Source organism: Natranaerofaba carboxydovora (genome assembly GCF_022539405.1).
In the GTDB taxonomy this organism is placed as follows: Bacteria; Bacillota; Natranaerobiia; order Natranaerobiales; family Natranaerofabaceae; genus Natranaerofaba; species Natranaerofaba carboxydovora.
The window spans coordinates 510,547-528,822 of the sequence record NZ_CP054394.1; the positions used below are offsets into that span (position 1 = coordinate 510,547).

At 35.2% G+C, this 18,276-nt stretch carries 17 protein-coding genes; 11 read left to right on the forward strand and 6 right to left on the reverse strand.

What is annotated here, in order from left to right; genetic code table 11:
- Positions 1 to 10 precede the first annotated feature (10 nt).
- Entirely contained in the window at positions 11 to 553 is a 543-nt protein-coding gene (locus tag ACONDI_RS02435) for a class I SAM-dependent methyltransferase (protein WP_241080915.1), read from the reverse strand.
- Positions 554 to 793: 240 nt separating this feature from the next.
- Here ACONDI_RS02435 and ACONDI_RS02440 point away from each other — a divergent pair, with 240 nt between their 5' ends.
- The 7 genes from ACONDI_RS02440 to ACONDI_RS02470 all read left to right on the forward strand — a co-directional run bounded on the left by ACONDI_RS02440 (position 794) and on the right by ACONDI_RS02470 (position 8,866).
- The gene (locus tag ACONDI_RS02440; protein ID WP_241079906.1) at positions 794 to 1,549 is read left to right on the forward strand and encodes a class I SAM-dependent methyltransferase; all 756 of its coding nucleotides are present in this window, start codon (positions 794 to 796) and stop codon (positions 1,547 to 1,549) included.
- Between the two features lie 58 nt (positions 1,550 to 1,607).
- Complete coding sequence (locus tag ACONDI_RS02445; protein ID WP_241079907.1) at positions 1,608 to 3,206, forward strand: ABC transporter substrate-binding protein; 1,599 nt, start codon at positions 1,608 to 1,610, stop codon at positions 3,204 to 3,206.
- A gap of 11 nt (positions 3,207 to 3,217) precedes the next feature.
- Positions 3,218 to 4,168 (forward strand): nickel ABC transporter permease, encoded by a 951-nt coding sequence (nikB, locus tag ACONDI_RS02450; protein ID WP_241079908.1) that lies wholly within the window; start codon positions 3,218 to 3,220, stop codon positions 4,166 to 4,168.
- Positions 4,168 to 5,031 (forward strand): nickel transporter permease, encoded by an 864-nt coding sequence (gene nikC / locus ACONDI_RS02455; protein ID WP_241079909.1) that lies wholly within the window; start codon positions 4,168 to 4,170, stop codon positions 5,029 to 5,031. The genes nikB and nikC overlap by 1 nt, the downstream gene beginning before the upstream one ends.
- Positions 5,032 to 5,074: 43 nt before the next feature.
- Positions 5,075 to 6,106, forward strand: a complete 1,032-nt coding sequence (locus ACONDI_RS02460) for an ABC transporter ATP-binding protein (RefSeq protein ID WP_241079910.1) — start codon at positions 5,075 to 5,077, stop codon at positions 6,104 to 6,106.
- Positions 6,060 to 6,851 (forward strand): ATP-binding cassette domain-containing protein, encoded by a 792-nt coding sequence (locus ACONDI_RS02465; protein WP_241080916.1) that lies wholly within the window; start codon positions 6,060 to 6,062, stop codon positions 6,849 to 6,851. Before ACONDI_RS02460 ends, ACONDI_RS02465 begins: the two co-directional genes overlap by 47 nt.
- Before the next feature lie 65 nt (positions 6,852 to 6,916).
- Positions 6,917 to 8,866, forward strand: coding sequence for a DUF294 nucleotidyltransferase-like domain-containing protein (locus tag ACONDI_RS02470; protein ID WP_241079911.1), 1,950 nt, complete (start codon positions 6,917 to 6,919; stop codon positions 8,864 to 8,866).
- A gap of 72 nt (positions 8,867 to 8,938) precedes the next feature.
- On the opposite strand, the gene ACONDI_RS02475 is transcribed toward ACONDI_RS02470, so the two are convergent.
- The 3 genes from ACONDI_RS02475 to ACONDI_RS02485 all read right to left on the reverse strand — a co-directional run bounded on the left by ACONDI_RS02475 (position 8,939) and on the right by ACONDI_RS02485 (position 10,696).
- A complete protein-coding gene (locus ACONDI_RS02475) occupies positions 8,939 to 9,688 on the reverse strand; it encodes an ABC transporter permease (RefSeq protein ID WP_241079912.1) in 750 nt (249 codons plus the stop codon).
- Between the two features lie 48 nt (positions 9,689 to 9,736).
- Complete coding sequence (locus ACONDI_RS02480) at positions 9,737 to 10,486, reverse strand: ABC transporter ATP-binding protein (RefSeq protein ID WP_241079913.1); 750 nt, start codon at positions 10,484 to 10,486, stop codon at positions 9,737 to 9,739.
- 69 nt (positions 10,487 to 10,555) lie between these two features.
- Complete coding sequence (locus ACONDI_RS02485; RefSeq protein ID WP_241079914.1) at positions 10,556 to 10,696, reverse strand: hypothetical protein; 141 nt, start codon at positions 10,694 to 10,696, stop codon at positions 10,556 to 10,558.
- A gap of 165 nt (positions 10,697 to 10,861) precedes the next feature.
- On the opposite strand from ACONDI_RS02485, the gene ACONDI_RS02490 reads away from it, so the two are divergent.
- The 4 genes from ACONDI_RS02490 (at position 10,862) to ACONDI_RS02505 (ending at position 16,008) form a co-directional block, all read left to right on the forward strand.
- Entirely contained in the window at positions 10,862 to 12,319 is a 1,458-nt protein-coding gene (locus tag ACONDI_RS02490; protein WP_241079915.1) for an aspartate ammonia-lyase, read from the forward strand.
- A 35-nt stretch (positions 12,320 to 12,354) separates the two neighbouring features.
- Entirely contained in the window at positions 12,355 to 13,626 is a 1,272-nt protein-coding gene (locus ACONDI_RS02495) for an SLC13 family permease (protein WP_241079916.1), read from the forward strand.
- Between the two features lie 80 nt (positions 13,627 to 13,706).
- Entirely contained in the window at positions 13,707 to 14,948 is a 1,242-nt protein-coding gene (locus ACONDI_RS02500; protein WP_241079917.1) for a hypothetical protein, read from the forward strand.
- Between the two features lie 37 nt (positions 14,949 to 14,985).
- On the forward strand, positions 14,986 to 16,008 hold the full coding sequence (locus ACONDI_RS02505; protein WP_241079918.1) for an asparaginase: 1,023 nt from the start codon (positions 14,986 to 14,988) through the stop codon (positions 16,006 to 16,008).
- 100 nt (positions 16,009 to 16,108) lie between these two features.
- On the opposite strand, the gene ACONDI_RS02510 is transcribed toward ACONDI_RS02505, so the two are convergent.
- Complete coding sequence (locus ACONDI_RS02510; protein ID WP_241079919.1) at positions 16,109 to 16,897, reverse strand: enoyl-CoA hydratase/isomerase family protein; 789 nt, start codon at positions 16,895 to 16,897, stop codon at positions 16,109 to 16,111.
- Positions 16,898 to 17,017: 120 nt separating this feature from the next.
- The gene (locus tag ACONDI_RS02515) at positions 17,018 to 18,106 is read right to left on the reverse strand and encodes a hypothetical protein (RefSeq protein ID WP_241079920.1); all 1,089 of its coding nucleotides are present in this window, start codon (positions 18,104 to 18,106) and stop codon (positions 17,018 to 17,020) included.
- Between the last annotated feature and the right edge of the window lie 170 nt (positions 18,107 to 18,276).

Consider the following 18,276-nt stretch of genomic DNA (forward strand, 5'->3'; position numbering starts at 1 on the left):
GCTCGCCAAATTATTTTTTAATGTACAATATTGATTTGTCTATTGTTTTCATTGATTGTGATACAACGGCATCAGGGGGATAGGCTTTACTAATATAATCATACTGAGTTTTAAAAACATCTCTTGGCTGTCTAAAAATTATCCGTGCTCCATTTTCTCCATGAGACAAAAGATTATCTAGGATTTTTTCTTTAGGTTCTACTTGAAGAGCTACTATTGAAGCGGTAAAGGATACAGGTGCAAATTCAGAAGCATCGGCCTTAACAAACTCTATATTATCTGCTAGGTTATGTTTTTCTAGAGTGTAACTTGCTTTTTCAATGGCTTCTTCATCTTTATCAACCGCAATGACTTTGGCTCCGATAATCGATGATAAGTGGACTGCGGTAAAAGGTATCGCCCCGCACCCTATATTTAAGATAACATCATTTTTTGATAAACTGCCTAAGAAAATTTCTTTTTTTACTACTTTTGAATAAAGCATATTGTATAATTTAAACAATGGGGTTATATTACAGCACATTTTTTCCCACGATTGAAAGGTGTTTGTCATGAAGGACAAAACTAACTCCCCCTAAATAATACTTTTCTTGTTAGAAAAATAATTTTTGCTAGTTGAGAATGATTGAGAATGATTTTCAGCCTCATTTAAATTTTATAGCTTCATTTAATACCTGTCAATAGAAAATAAACTGCATTTTTAAAATTGGACGTTTGACAAAATAAGAAAATTAAATTAAAATGAAGTCGTGTCACTAATTATGCGTATCGTGTTACTATAAAGGGGCCGGGGGTGTTACTTATTAATCAGGAAAGAATAACTAATTACTGGGAGAAAAGAGCAGGAAATTATAGTGAAAAAATTATGACTGATATGAACTCTTTCAAAAAAGAAGCATGGAAAGAAATTATTACAGAATACAAAGGAAATGATTGTAGCGATGCTTTGGACATAGGTACCGGACCTGGGTTTTTCCCGATTATAATGTCAGAGTTGGGTTTTAGTGTTACAGGTGTAGATTGTTCTAAAGAGATGATAAATGAAGCAGAGAGTAACATTAATATTGCTGGATATAATGCTACTTTTTCGCAAACAGATTGTCATGAACTGCCTTTTGAAGATGAATCCTTTGATTTTATAATATGCAGGAACCTGGTTTGGACACTTGTTTCTCCAGACAAAGCATATAAGGAATGGTATCGTGTACTTAGAAAAGGTGGCAGGCTTGTCGTTATTGATGCTAATTGGTTTTTGCGCTTATCTGATGACTTGTCCCAAAAGAAATACGAACAATCTCAAGAACGGGCAAGAGAAATGGGATACTTAGACAAGGAGATTACTAAGAACCAACAAGAGGAATGTAATAACATAGCCAAGAAACTTCCTTTAACATACGAAAAAAGACCTGAATGGGATAAAAAATCACTTTTAGATGTTGGCTTTAAAAATCTAAATATTAATGAAGATATAACAGATAAAGTTTATGATAATAGGCAAAAAGTTTTGTATAGTTATGCGCCGCTTTTTTTGATTAGTGCTGAAAAATAATTGAATTGATTCTGGTGCGAAAAGTAATATTATAAAAGTTGTACAAGGGAGTGTTAAAATGCAGATACTAAATCAATTGTCTAGATCTAATATATTAATAATACTATTATCAATGCTTGTTATAATCACTACGGCATTAGTAGGTTGTGGTAGTGGTGAAGGAGAAGACTCACAACAAACATCAGAAGATGGTGAGGCAGATAATCATCTGACTATTGGTGGACCATGGTTTCCTGAAAGACTAGATCCTGTACGTGATGCTACTATGAGTCAAAGACTTGGTATATTAGACACTCTTGTGAGTGTTAATTATGAGAATGAGTTAGTTCCTGGACTTGCTGATGAATGGGACGTTTCTGAAAACGGTCTTACCTGGACATTTACGTTGAGAGAAGATGTAGAGTTTCACGATGGGACAGAGCTTAATGCCAAAGCAGTAGAAAAATCTATACAAAGATTAAAAGAAGAAGGTACTTTGTTTGCAGATGTTCCGATTGAAGATATTAATGCAGTGGATGATTATATTATAGAGATTACTACCTCGGAGTATTTTGCACCGCTACCTTCTTATATGACCAAAGGTGAGACGGCGCCTATATCCAAGAAATCGATCGATGAAAACGGTGATTTTAAAGATTTGATTGCTACAGGTCCTTACGAATTCAAAGAGTGGGAACAGGATCAGCAAATTACTATTGTAAAAAATGAAAACTACTGGGGTGAAGTCGCAGAAGTAGAAGAGATTACTTATAAGGGCATATCAGAAGCATCAACCCGTAATATGATGCTTAGAAATAATGAACTTGACATCGCTCAAATTTTACCAGCAGACATGGCAGAAGAATTAGAGAATTATGATGATATAGAGAAATATACAGAGCCGATAATGAGGGCTAGAACATTAACTTTTAATAAAAATAAGGAGCTATTTCAAGATTTAGAAATAAGACGTGCAATTAGCCATGCAATAGACAAAGAGGCTATAGTCGAGCATATCATGGCAGGTATAGACAAACCTGCAAATGGTCCTTTCCCTGAAGTTTCAGAATGGGCAAGTGAAGATATGGAAGATTATTCTTATGATGTAGATAAAGCAGAAGAACTTCTAGAAAGTGCTGGTTTTGAAAAAAATGACGAAGGTGAATTGATAAGAGACGGCGAAAAGCTATCCATTGAAATTGTAACTTATCCTGAGAGAGCTGAACTGCCAGATATTGCTGAGGTTTTATACTCTGATCTTAGTCAGATTGGTATAGATGTTAATCTTAATATTGTTGAATACGGGCAGGCGGAGGAATTGAGGAACCAGGGAGAATTTGACTTGTATCTTATGAGTAGAAATCTTGGTTTTATCCCTGATCCAGGATTATATTTCATGGATGATTATCATTCTAAAAACACTGAAGGTAGTGGTTATGGTGCTTACGGTTACAAAAATGAAGATTTAGATGAGCTTTTAGAAAAAGCTAATTCTAGCCAGGATATGGAAGAGAGAAGAGAAATATATAAACAGGCACAAGAGGTAATTGTTGATGATGTTCCGGTAATATTCTTGAATCATTACGTAAATGTTGATGCTGTTAGCTCTAACATACAGGGTTACAAGATGCATCCTTTAGAGAATACTTTTGGCCTAAACTACCTTAGCATCGAATAGGAGAATAATGAATGTTAAGCTATATCATAAAAAGACTTTTTGTTTTAATCCCTATACTACTTGGGGTTTCTATAATTACATTTTCTCTTGTTTACTTTACCCCTGGGGATCCCGCGAGGCAGGCTTTAAGGCAGCAAATGGGGGGAGAGGATCCTCCTCCTGCTGCAGTAGAGCAAGTTAGAGATGAGATGGGCTTAAATCAGCCTCTTCATATTCAATATTATAATTGGTTAAAGGGAGCGGTCAGGGGAGACTTAGGTGAGTCAATGGTTACAGGTAATCCTGTGACTCAAGAAATTATACGGGTGTTTCCCTATACTTTAAAACTTAGTCTTTTTAGTATGCTTGTTGCAATAGTAATAGCCGTACCTATTGGTATTATATCAGCACTTAAGCATAACAGTATCATTGATTACCTTAGTATGATAGGTGCACTAATAGGTGTGAGTATGCCAAATTTTTGGCTTGCACTCTTGTTAATGCTAGTTTTTTCTATTCATCTTGGTATTTTTCCTGTCTATGGCAGTGGAGGAGGGATAGAAACTCTCATACTTCCGGGGATAACTCTTGGAACAGGGATGGCTGCTATGACTACACGTTTGATTCGTTCAAGTATGCTTGATGTGTTAATGCAGGAGTATACAGAATTTGCAAAGGCAAAAGGGCTTTCAAACTGGGAAGTTGTTAATAGACATGCACTTAAAAATGCAATGATTCCAGTTATAACATATTTGGGACTTCAAATTGGATGGGCTTTTGAAGGAGCGGTTATAGTAGAAAATATTTTTGCTAGGCCTGGAATTGGACGATTGTTATATGATGCTGTATCGGCAAGGGATTTTCCGGTGATTCAGGGTGTTGTTTTGTATATTACAGTCGTTTTTGTGATGGTGAACTTATTAATCGATATTCTTTATGTTTTAATTGATCCTAGAATAAAGTACAATAAGAGGGAAACATGATGAAAAAAAATAAATTATTTATTATTGGTCTTATCTTAACATTGGTATTTAGTTTTTTGGCATTATTTGGCCCTTATATTGCACCTTATGAGTATGACTCGCAGGAACTAGAATCAAGACTTCAGGGGCCTAGTAGGGATTATCCTTTAGGGACGGATGAATTTGGTAGGTGTCTATTAAGTAGACTTCTTTATGGTACAAGGATAACTCTTGGGGCTTCTTTTTTTGCGGCATTATTTACCGCTATTATCGGAATATTACTTGGATTAATAGCTGGCTATTATTCTGGCTTTATCGATGAGATTATAATGAGACTTACTGATATTGTTTTGTCTTTTCCTGCAATAATTCTTACCCTTGTATTGGTTGGAATTATGGGGCCAAGTCTTACTAATATTGTAATAGCAATGACCCTTGTAGGATGGACCCACTATGCTAGAGTAGTTAGGGGTTTAGTGTTATCTATTAAAGAAGAACCTTATGTTAAATCTGCTAAAGCTATGGGAGCTTCAAATACTTATCTTATGTTTAAGCATATTTTGCCAAACACGTTAAGTCCCATTATTGTAATGTTTACCCTTGGCATGGGGACAAGGATAATCACTATCTCAGGTCTTAGCTTTTTGGGGTTAGGGGCAGGTCCTCCTTTGCCTGAATGGGGGAGAATACTTGATCAGGGGGTATCTTATATGGGTAGAGCTCCTTACCTATCCATATTTCCTGGACTTAGTATCATGCTTGCAGTTTTAACTTTTAATATATTGGGTGATGGATTAAGGGATTACTTGAGTCCTTATAATAACTATCAATTTAGTCAGTATACTGGTGAAGGATTATCCCAGGATGAAGTTAGTAGAAGTTAACTATATTATAATTTTTAATATATTTTTTAAGTGAGGGTTAAGAATGAGAGTTAATAATAAGTTTGAAACTGCAGATCCTCTAATCAAAATAAAAGGTTTAAATGTCAAATTTCATACAAAGGACCAAATCGTCAATGCAGTACAGGGCGTAGACTTACAAATTAAAAATAATACTACCACTGCGCTTATTGGTGAAACTGGCTGTGGCAAATCAGTGATTGGCAAGTCAATAATGAGGATTTTGCCACCTAATGCGCATATTGATGGCAAAATTTATTTTAAAGGTGAGAACCTCTTGGATTTAAATAGTAAAAAAATGCAGCGGTTAAGAGGAAAAGAACTTGCTGTAATCCCCCAAAATCCATCAAAATCTTTAAATCCTGTTCTAAAGATCAAGACTCAGGTTGTTGAAACTTTAAAAAAACACTCTAGTATTTCTCATAAAGAAGCAGAAAAGAAAACTTTAAATATTTTTGAAAGATTAAACTTACCATCCCCAAAAGACCAAATGGAAAAATATCCTCATCAGCTTAGTGGAGGGATGAATCAAAGGGTGCTTGCGGCAATCAGTATGTCTTCGGATCCTTCACTGCTGGTAGCAGATGAACCAACAAAAGGACTTGATGCGATAGTTCGTAGAAAAGTGGTCGAGCTAATTAAAGAGCTGAAAGAGCTAACGGGCTCGTCTATATTGTTAATTACTCATGATTTAAAAGTTGCTTCTTATCTGTGTGATGAAGTTGGGATTATGTATCGTGGAGAAATAGTTGAATATACAGGTATAGATTCTTTTCTTAATAATCCAGCTCATCCATATTCCAAAGCACTTTTGAATTCTTTGCCCGAAAACGGATTAAATCCAATTAAGAGGCTTACACCGCAAATTACAACTACAAAAACTCAAGATGAATTTGAATTTAATGGCTGTAAGTTTTTTGATTATTGTCCTAATTCTATTTCTAAATGCAAAAACAATCATCCCCCTCTCTTTAATTTGGAAGGAGATAGAATGGTGAGGTGCTTTCTTGGTGATAAAAGTAGAGAACTTGACAAAAAAGTTTCCTGTCTCGGCTAATATATTTAAGAAATCCTATTTTGCTGCTGTAGATGATGTATCTTTTGAGATAAAAAAAGGTGAAACTTTTGGCCTGGTGGGAGAGAGTGGTTGTGGAAAATCTACACTTGCCCATTTGTTGTTGAAACTTTTAGAACCTAGCGAAGGTAATATTATTATAGATGGGTTGGATATAACTAAACTAAAGCCAAAACAATTATTTGAACTTCGATCAAAGATACAAATTGTCTTTCAACATCCCGAGTCCTCTTTTAACCCAATGTTTAAAATTTATAAAAGTATGGTAGAACCTTTAAGGCTTCACAGGTTAGTTAAAGATAAAACCGAAGAAAAGCATTTGATTCACCGCTCTCTTGATATGGTAGGGCTTAAAGAAGGGCATTTGAAGCGTTATCCTCATGAACTAAGTGGAGGGCAGATACAAAGGCTTGTACTGGCAAGAATTTTGTTATTAAAACCTCAAATTATAGTTGCAGATGAGCCAACTTCAATGTTAGATGTTTCAGTTCAAGCCCAGGTTTTAAGCTTACTAAAAGAGCTCCAACTAAACTTGGATATAACTCTTGTTTTAATATCTCATGACCTAGAAGTGATACGCTTTACTAGTGATAGGCTTGGGGTTATGCATGAGGGCAAACTTGTTGAACAAGGACAATCTGACGAAATACTAAATAACCCAAGTCATCCGTATTCAAAAGAATTAATCAGTGCTTTTGATAATTTTAGGATGAAAAATTTTGGTTAATTACTGCTTTTATTTCAAATATGTGGTAGAATAAAATTACCACTTTTTTGTTTGGGGGTGGAAAAATGAGTTTAGATACTAGGCATCCCCGTTATTATCTAGAAACGATTAAAAGAATTTCTCCGTTCTCATTACTAGACGAACAGACTATTGAATCTGTAATTGACGACTTGACTATAAAACACTATCCTCCAGGTAAGTATGTTTTTAAAGATCAGGAAAAGAGTACAGGATACTTATATATGGTTTTGTCTGGGAAAGCTGAAGTGATGGTTAAAAAAGGGGCTGAAGAGGTAAAAGGTGGTGAAAAAAAGCCTTATAACTTTTTTGGTGAAGCAGGTTTTTTTGCTGGCGAACAATACTTAAGTGCGGTTAAAGCTGCTGATGATAATGATCTGATATGCCTGGCTATTGAAGAAGAGACTTTCGAGTTTTTATCTAACAAAAATCCAGAATTTTCTCAATATTTTTTGAAAGCACTTGGGGAAAAGGTGAAAAGACTTGATAAGAAAAATGTACAAAAAGAAGAAGGCGCAGAAGTCACAGGTTCATTCAGTATTGAAAGTTCATACTTAAATACCAGTATAAAAGAGGTCATGAATTATCCAGTCATAAAATGTAATTATAATGATTCTGTGCAAAAAGCAGCGAAAGTAATGAAAGAAAAGGATGTAAGCTCTGTCGTTGTAGTAGATGACAACGAGACACCGCTAGGAATTATAACTGAAAAAGACTTGGTAAATGAAATAGTTGCTAAGAACTCGTCAAGTGTAAATAAAAAGGCTAAAGATGTCTACAACAATATGTTTACTTTATCCCCTGGTATGGAGATCTATCATGCACTTATATTAATGATTAGAAAGAGAATCAAACATTTAGTTATTACGAAAAATCAAGCTCTTAAAGGAATAATAACCATTAGAGACTTAATTGGCCCTAAAAGAGCAGGATTGTTAAGTATTATAGATAGTATTGAAAAAGCTGTTACTATAGAGGAACTAAAAAAAGTTAGAAAAGAAATAGATATTTTAATGGAAGAACTAGTAGAAGATAAAGCAAGTTCGAGAATGATTTGTACCTTTGTTACAGAATTTTTTGATCGATTAACATACAAGGTGATTGAAATATGCGAAACCGAAATGGCGGATGAGGGTTATGGTTTGCCTCCAGTGAAATATAGTTTTATCAATATGGGCAGCAGCGGCAGAAGAGAGCAGTTTATAACTACTGATCAAGATAATGGGATTATATACCAGGATAGCGAAATATTGTCCAAAGAGTTAGATGAAAATGCTGTTCAAAATTACTTTTTAGCCTTAGGGGATAAAATAATAGAAGGTCTATATGAAATAGGTTTCGAAAAATGCCCTGGAAAGGTTATGGCAAATAACCCTAAATGGTGCCGATCTTTTAGCAACTGGAAAAGTGAAATAGAAAACTGGATGAGAAGACCTAAAGAAAACAATATTAGGCGAATTACTATTTTCCTAGACTTTCGACATATTTATGGTGAGAAAAAATACAGCGAGGAACTTAAAAAGTTTACAGTTAATACTTTTAAAAAGAACAGTATTATTCAGGAATTTTTGGCCAAAGATGATCTTAAGAGTAGTCCTCCGATTGGATTTTTTAATCAAATTAAGCCCCAAAAAGATAAGGAGTCTAATTATACGTTGGATTTAAAAAAGTCAGCCTGCGTCCACATTGTTGACTGTGTCAGGATTTTTTCTTTAAGAGAAGGAGTCTTACAAACAAATACTCACGATAGAATAAATTTGCTGCGAATGAAGAATGTATTTTCTCTAAAAGATGCAGAATCCATCAAATCAGCTTATGAAGTACTAATGATGTTAAGGATAAAAAACAGTATAAACAAAATTAAAAAAGGGAAACAGCCAGACAATAAGATTATTTTAAAGAAACTTACCAAAAAAGAAAGAGAATCATTAAAGGAAGCTTTAACGGCTGCTAAAATGGCTCAGAACTTAATAAGCTATGCTTTTTTGAATAAGTAATGATGAATTAAAAACAAAACTTTGTTCATATGACTTTTTGCAGTAGAGTCAATAATAGGTAATCAATGGTTATTAAGTTTCGATTTTTTTAAATACAGACCTTCCTATAACAAGCAAAATTGTTATTAAGGCCAGCAAAATAAAAAGGTCAAATAGATTCAAAAATCCAGCTTCAACATTCATAGTAGCCCGAAGAAGATTAACCCCATAAGTCATTGGGTTGAAACTAGTTAAAGTTGCTACGAATGGTGGAAGGTTTTCGATAGGAAATATAGCTCCCGACAAAAAGAACATTGGCAAGATTAGAAAATTCATTACTGTAGGAAAAGCTTCCATGTCATCGACTTTTGCAGCGATAACAGTGCCAAGTAAAGAGAAAAGCATAGCAATAACTAGCATTACAGCAATAAATAAAGGTACAACGCCTATGTGCCCTAATCTATACCCCATTACTATACTGCTTAAAGCGAAAACGATTAATCCTTGAAGCATGGCGGTGATAGCTCCTCCAAGACAGCGTCCTATTAATAGACCTACCCTTGAAGCTGGAGCTACCAGAGTTTCTTTCAAAAAGCCGAATTTCTTATCCCAAATAATAGACATACCGTTCATCATTGAGCCGAAAAGAAGAGACATACCTATAATACCTGGGGTTAGGTACTGAATATAATCGATGTCACCGGCCTGCTCAAAAACCGGTCCAAAGCCAAGGCCTAATGCAAGTAAAAATAAAGTTGGTTGTGCTATTGAACCCAAAACTCTTGGTCTGGAGCGGTAAAATAATTTCATCTGTCTAAGTGCCATCATATATATGACTTCCACAGATTAATCCCCCTCTAAACTAAGTGTGATTTTCCTAAAATTGGTATCTTAATATCTTAACTCATAACCTGTGATTTCAAGAAAAGCTCTTTCAAGTGAACCTGTATTAGTTTTTTGCTTTATTTCATCTGTAGTACCTTCTGCAAAAATTTTACCGTTATCTATTATAGCAATGTTACGAGCTACCTTTTCTGCTTCTTCAAGGTTATGGCTGGTCAGAAAAATCGTAATTTTGTAATCTTTGTTAACTTCTTCTATGTGGTTCCAGAGAAAAAAGCGAGTTTGGGCGTCTAAACCTGTAGTAGGTTCATCTAAAATCAGGATTTTTGGGAAATGTAAAAGCCCTCGTATAATTTCAATTCTTCTTTTCATACCACCGGAAAAAGTTTTTATCTGACTATCTTTTCGGTCCCATAAACCTACGTTATTTAACATATTTTCTATTCTGTCTTTTCTTTCGTTTTTTGGTACACCATAAAGTACACAGTGATAATAAAGATTTTCGTAAGCCGTTAGTTCACTGTCTAGAGTATGTTCTTGAAAAACCACTCCGATGGCTTCCCTGATTTTGTGTTCGTCCTTTTCTATATCATAACCATTAACTTTTACTTCCCCGGAAGTAGGGCGAAGTACTGTAGTCAAAATTTTTATCGCTGTGCTTTTTCCTGCACCGTTTGGACCTAGAAAAGCAAATATATCTCCTTCTGGAACATTAAAAGAGATATCATTAACTGCTGTTAAACCATTAAATTTTTTCGTTAAATTATTAACTTCAATTACCTGATTTTGATTTTCCAATTTGTTTCCTCCTATAGTTTTTGAGAACCTAATTGATTACTTATCTTGTTTAAAAGTATCGTAATTTTTTCATTTTCTTTGTTTGAAAGTCCTGTCTTCATTAGATACTTCTTTAATAATGTATCCTTTTTCTTCTAATTTTAGTGCCTCCCTGTTTGATGCCGCTTTGACCTGTCTGATAATTTTAAATTGAATTAGTTGACGTGTCAACTAATTCTAAAACTGCATTTACTTGAGTCAAATATATAATATTTATCTCAATTATGTGTTAGAGTATTCACAAATAAAATGAGGTTGTGTTATAATTACTTTGTGCTTTTTGCGGTGTTCTGATAGCTTTTGTAGACTAAAACATAAGGAGGTGAAACAGTATTCATGGAAACTGAAAAAGAGGTAGAAATGAGAACAGAAAAAGATGCATTTGGTGAAAAGAAAATTACGTCAGAAGCATATTATGGGATCCAAACAGTGCGTGCTAAAGAAAACTTTCCTATTACTGGTCACAAAATAAATCCTGAACTAATCAAATCTTTAGGTATGGTCAAATGGGCCTCCGCCAAAGCAAATATGGAAAGAGGTAAATTATCCAAAAAGCTAGGTCAGGCTATTAAGCAAGCAAGTAAAGAGATGATGTCTGGAAAATTTGATGACCAATTCATTATTGATGTAATCCATGGTGGAGCTGGCACCCCTGTTAATATGAATGCTAATGAAATAATTGCAAACAGGGCTTTAGAATTAATTGGAGAAAAGAAAGGCTCTTATAATATTATTTCTCCAAATACTCACGTTAATATGTCCCAATCTACTAATGATGTAATACCAACTGCATTTAATATTGCATTAGTTAATTTAGGTAAAAAATTAATAGCAAATCTTGATGATCTTCATGAAGCTTTATTTGATAAAGAAAAGGAATTTGATGATGTTCTAAAGACTGGTCGAACTCATCTACAAGATGCTGTGCCGATTAGATTAGGACAAGAGTTCGGAGCTTATACAAGGTTTGTATCTAGAGATATCAGAAGAATAGACAAGGCGCTAAAAGAGCTAAAATATATTAACCTTGGTGCTACTGCAGTTGGGACAGGCCTTAATGCAGATCTTATGTATATTGAAGAGGCTAGAGACCAGCTAAACTATATCAGTGGGTGGGAGCTTGAGATCAGTGAGCATTTAGTAGATGCTACCCAAAACATGGATGATTACGTTAACTTGTCAGGTGCACTAAAAACCTGTGCTGTTAATCTATCCAAAATGTGTAATGATATTAGATTAATGGCTTCTGGGCCAAAATGTGGATTGATGGAAATTAAGCTTCCCGCAGTTCAAGCAGGATCTTCAATTATGCCTGGAAAGGTGAATCCTGTCATACCGGAAGTAATAAACCAAATTTCTTTTCAGGTTATTGGCAATGATCAGTCAATCTCAATGGCAGCTGAAGCTGGTCAGCTTGAATTAAATGTAATGACTTCAGTATTATTTCACAATTTATTTGAGTCTTTAGAAAGCTTGACTAATGGTGTAGAAGTTTTAACTGAAAAATGCATTACCAAGATTAAAGCTAACAAAGAACGCTGTTATGAGCTTGTAGAAAGAAGTATTGGTATAATTACTGCACTTAATCCTCATATAGGTTATGAAAACGCTTCAGAAGTAGCTTTTGAATCTTTAGAAACTGGTAAGGGTGTAAGAGAAATAGTTTTAGAAAAGGGTTTACTTCCAGAGGAGAAGATAAATAAAATACTTCATCCTCAGGAAATGACTGAACCCGGGATAGCTGGTGATATAGATGATGATGGAACGTCTAACCTTTATTTTGGGAAGAAATAATATATTTACTAAACGTGAGAGGAGGAGATCAAGCGATGTTATGGGCACAGTTAGTTATGGCACTTACATTGATTCTAATGATTAGCGGAAAGACCCCTTTATACATCACTGCGATTGTAGGTGCAACTGTATCAGGGATAGTAGCGGGTTTTCCTATTACAGGTGACGAAGGCACAACGATAGTTTCAATGGTTAATGATGGACTAAACCCTGTAATAGCTGATATGGCCGGGGTGTTATTATTTATAGGAATTATGGAGAAAGCTGGATTTTTGGATGCTATAATCAAAAAGATCATCTATGTAGGTCGGAAATTAGGTGGAGGGCCTGGTGTATGTACTGCAGGAGGTATTGCAGCAGGAGTGATCGGAGCACTAACTGGATTTACTCAGCCTGCAATAACAGCGTCAGTAACTGGACCTGCAGCCACAAAACTAGGTGTAGATGCTAATAAAGTTGCTGGTGTTCAAGCACATGCAGGACATTTGGGTAACTTTGGAGGCTTTACCCATCCAACCCAGGTCGCTGTTATAGCTACTGCAGGTATCGGTTTTGGTATGATAAATTTAATTGGAACGCTAACAGCTCTTTCGGTATTTGCAATTAGTTACTTGAGACTAAAAAGAGAAGAAGTAAGCAAAAGAATTGAACTATCTAAAGAAAAAATTGATGAAATTGCTGCTTCTTTAGAAGATAGTGAAGTGGACTCTTTCGGTAAGGCCATTTTCCCCTTTATAGTTCTAGTTGTTGGATTTGCCATGGGGTATCCTGTCTTTATAGTAGGTATCCTATGTTCACTGTTAGTTGCATTTCTTGGAGGAATATCTCTATTTGATGGTGAAAAAGCAATGTTAGAGGGTGCTAAAAGAGTAGCTACCCCTCTTGTTGCAACAATTGGTTTCTTGTTTATGTCATCTGTTATCGAGAATATTGGACTGCCAGATTTATTATCAGTTTGGTTTGATCCTGTCTTAAGTGTGGCTCCAATTCAAACAATGTTTATTGTGTCTGCTCTAGCAGGATTTGTAACCCAGTCGAAGGGAGCTTCTGCTGCAATAGTAGTTCCATTTTTGGGAATAGTATTAAATACAGGTGTTGATCCGCTAACTGCAGCAGCTGCTGCAGCAGGCCCTGCCGCGTTAATGCAGTACTTTTTAACTGGTGGGCCGGTAGCTGCACTAGCAACGGCGATTCCTGTAGTTCCAGGCTCAGAACTAAAGCCTGCAAACAAGTTCCAGAGACCATCAATATTAGGAGGTCTTGCAGTATTGTTTGTAATTACTCTTTTGATGGGAATAATATTATAATGTAACTAAACAAGTCAGCCCCATACTTTGATGATTTTGGGGCTGACTTTATTTAACAGTAGTAACAGGAGGAATTGTGGATGAAAGTAGGATTTAGTGATGCTAGTAAAGGTAAAATAGGTTTATTGGGTCATGCTGGAGTTGGTCATAGTCATAGCCATAAGGGCTTAGTACAGGATGACTCAGGCGGGCTTGCTGTACTGCTTAAATTATTCAAACTGGCTTCAGATATTTCTTTGAATATAAAAAAAATTGAAGTAAAAACAGGGATAAATGCCATGATAAAAGTCGCTACTGAATCCGGAGGTATAGGAGTATCATCTCCTAGAAGAGGAATAACCCCTCAGGAAGCAAATCTTATGAAAAAATTAGAAGGCAGGGAGGCAATTAGAACGCAAGCTTTAGTGATGGATGTTTTTGGACGTTGTTATGGCCAGGGAGGTATGGAGGTGCCTGTGTCATTACAAGCTGCTCTTTGCAACGCTGCTCTTGATAGCTTTGTTAAAAACTGTCCAAATAAATTTTATGTTGAGACTGAAAACTTAGAAGGAAACGAAGGCCTTATCTTGGGGACAGTTCTCGATATAAACAAAGTACCGGTTTCTTGTCTTGCCACTGTGAACGCAACAGCTGGTGGTATTGGTCCAAATGAAGATATGGAAGGAAATTCTCCGGTAGGAAACAAAGGAAAGTTAATGGAAAAATTAGGTCTAGGAATGCTCCCAAGTATAGTAGTAGAAGGCAAAACCTACACCCCGACTATCTCAAAAGAATTAGAAGAGTCTACCTTTTTGATCAGAGCTGATGATAGGGATGATAACCCAGTTGTAGGCGAAAGTATTAAAAAAGCTTGTCAGGAACTTGAATATCCTTGCATATATGACAAAAACTCAATGAAAAGAGTAGATGGTCAAATGAAAGAAAATAAGAAAAACTTAGCCAAAAGAATTATTGAATTAGGTGAAAAAATGAAAGAAGATGTGTACTCACAGGATAAAATAGAAACTATTTCAAAGATTATAGAAATATCAACTCAGGATGTGGGTGCTATTACTTTTATGTCTGACAAATTAAACGATGTAGTAGGAGGGATTGGTTTACTGCCTGGCACAAGCGCAGTTTATAGTTTAGTAGTATCAGAAGAATATTATAATGAGAATATAATTCCTTCTTTGACTGATCAGGATGTTGATATATTTACCGACTTGGCTACAAATTCAGTTAAAAAACTATATAATGATTTAGAAAAAGCCAAATTACACTTATCAGACAATATTATAAATGATATATCCAAGCTTAACGAATACATAAAACTAAATTGATTCTAGTAGTAAAAAAGCTTAAATAGAGGTGATTAAAATGAAAAAAACAAGGGTTGCAGTAGTTTTCACTGGCGGGACAATTGCCATGAAATATGACTCTAAAACAGACGGTTTGGTTCCTGCGGTTTCGGGGGGAGAACTGTGTGAAGCTATACCCTCTCTTGAAGAGGTCGCAGATATTGAAACTGTTGAATTTTCTAATATTCCAAGCCCTCATATGACCCCGCAAATTATGCTTGACCTGTCAAAAAGAGTTAAGGAATTATTAGATAGAGAAGATATCTCTGGTGTTGTAATAACCCATGGTACTGATACCTTAGAAGAAACAGCTTACTTTTTAGATCTTCTATTAGAAACTAACAAGCCTGTCATTGTTACAGGCGCTATGAAAAGTGCAGGTGATTTGTCCCCCGACGGGCCGGTAAATCTACTATCTAGTGTCAGGGTATCTTCTTCAGATAACGCTCGAGATAAAGGTGTTATGGTAGTAATGAATGAAGAGGTTCACTCGGCATCAGAGGTTACAAAAACTCATACTGCAAGCATAGATACCTTTAAATCCCCCGTGTGGGGTCCGTTAGGTAGAGTCCAAGAAGATAAGGTTTATTTTAAAAGGAAACCACTTAAAGAAGAGAATACTACAAATAAGAAGATTATAAATGATGATATTAAAGTCGATTTTGATGATATTAAATTGAAAGAAGTGGAACTTCTTAAAATGTATGCAGGATGTAATGGAAAAATAATTGATTATATTTTGGAGGATAACAATATAAAAGGTTTAGTTATTGAGGCTCTTGGTAAAGGAAATATTCCTCCTGATGCATCTTCTAAAATTGGTAAAGTTATCGAAAAGGGTGTACCTGTTGTTCTTACAAGTAGAGTTGAAGGTGGTAATGTTTCTCCTGAATACAGCTATGAAGGAGGAGGTAAATGCTTAAAAGATATGGGTGTTATTTTTTCTAAAGAAACCTCTGGTCAAAAAGCTAAGTTGAAGCTAATGTTACTACTGGGCACGAAAAAGAGTAATGCTGAAATAAAAGAGGCTTATGAAATATAAACATGAATCTGGTGCAAAAAGTCTATCACATATGTATAGTGTTTTTATTTGACGTTCTTGCACCAGATTAATATTTTTGATTTTATTAAAACACTTAACTTTATTTGCCTTTAAATTCTGGTTTGCGTTTTTCTAAAAATGCACTTACTCCTTCTTTGAAATCTTCTGTCTTAGCACAGTTGATTTGGTATTCAAGCTCATTATCAAGTATGCTTTCAAGTCCACTGAAAGCGCTTCTGTTTACTAAGGCTTTCATATTTCCAAAAGCTTTGGTAGGTCCCTGGGCCAGTTTGTTTGCAAACTCCTTTGTAGCTTTTTCCAGGTCTTCTCCTGGAACCACCTTGTTAACTAACCCTAACTCTAGAGCTTCTTTGGCTTCGACAGTTCTTCCTGTCATAATAAGCTCTGTTGCCTTAGCTGCTCCTATCATTTGAGTAAGTAAATAAGTTCCTCCCATATCAGGGACTAGACCTATATTGACAAAAGACTGAATGAACTTAGCATCTTCTGTACATATGCGAAAATCACAGGCAAGTGCAAAATTAAACCCAGCGCCAGCTGCCGCTCCTTTTATTGAAGCGATCACAGGCTTTCTTGCATTTCTTATTCTTAATGCTGCAAGTCCAACTTTACGAACTACTCCAAGACATTCTTCGGGCTCTTGTTCTAAGGCATTTTTCAAGGCGTTAAGATCTCCACCAGCAGAAAATGCATTTCCCTTTCCTGAAATTATAATTGTTCTAACATCGGTTCGATCACTGCTTTCATCCATTACTTCTATTAGTTCGTCTAACAGACTTTCGTCTAAAGCATTAAGAGAACCAGGATTATTTAGTGTGATATATGCGATGTTATCTTCCACTTCAAAAAGTACTTTTCGATTTTCCAAAATATAACACATCCTTTCCGCAGAATCATACATTCAATTATAACATTATTTTCTAATCAAAAAAAAGCCCCTTAACACAGTTTTGTAAGGGGCAAATTGGCAAATCCTGAAGATTAGACTTTACCAGTTCGTTTCTATTTTGATATTATCATCGAAGTTTATGAAATCATTATTATTTTTAAGATAATCATATAACGCATCAAGTCCCTCATCTTCAACGTCAATTACAGTGCTTGTAACAGCTCTATCAAGATTAATACCAACAGTGCAATTTTCGAAAGTGTTGCTCTCAATTTCGTTTAAAACACTGTGCCTGGTACCACTGATTCCTAGTTCTGCATCTTTGATTATATTATCTTTAGCTGTAAATTCTACTTCATTGCCACCTTTTAAAGGATTATCGTGTAAATAGATTGCTGTGCTGTCAGTAATAATTTTGCTGTCTTTCAAAGTAAACTCAGCATCAGACATTGCTTTAATTGCTCTTGTAGATTTATCACTATCCTCCTTTACTGTTACACCATCAATCAAAATGCCTGTTACATTATCAACTTTTATTCCATAATCCATATCGCTATAATTTATAGTACCTCCAAGAATTGTTATATCATTTCTGTCAATTTTAAAACTGTCAAAAGTTCCTTGAAGAATTATAGTTGCAATTTTTTCGTCTTTAAGTGCTTTATTTAACTCGTCCTGATTAGATACAATCATTACTTCAGACAACGTTTTTATCTCAAATTCAATATCTATATCAGTATCTTCTACAGAGAAACTTCTTTCATAGTTCTTATAATAATCGGCAGATACTGCAAAAAAGTAATCGCCTTTTGTCAAGTATATATCAGACTTTCCTTCTTGATCAGTAGTTATAGAATCAAGCTTTTTTTTGGCATTATCTTTGTCTTCATATACTGTAATTTCGATATTCTCTGTTTCATTTAATTCTGTAAAGGTAATATTATAAATCTCTTCTTCAGGGTCTTCATCACTATCTTCATCTTCCTGACCGAAAATATTTTCTCTAACAAAATTAGGAACATTAGCGTTTTTATTTGGGCCATGATTGCTTAAAGGATGTGTTTTAGGTGCTGCGTGTTCTGGTGGGCCATTCCCTGGTGGATTTTCCCATGATGGTCCATGAGCAAAAGCACTTCCAAAGCTAAAAAGAATAAGTAAAATTCCTATACCAATCAATCTAAAGCTCATAATTCTACACCTCCAGTGAATTTAAAGATTGTATAATTTAACTATTTAAATTATATCCTTGCCTAGTGTTGGCTGCTAGGTGCTTGATACCTGACTTCACTTTCTTAGTGGTGAATATTTAAACTCAGTGCTCCTAGTTATTATCTCCTATATTTGAGGGTGTAAATAGT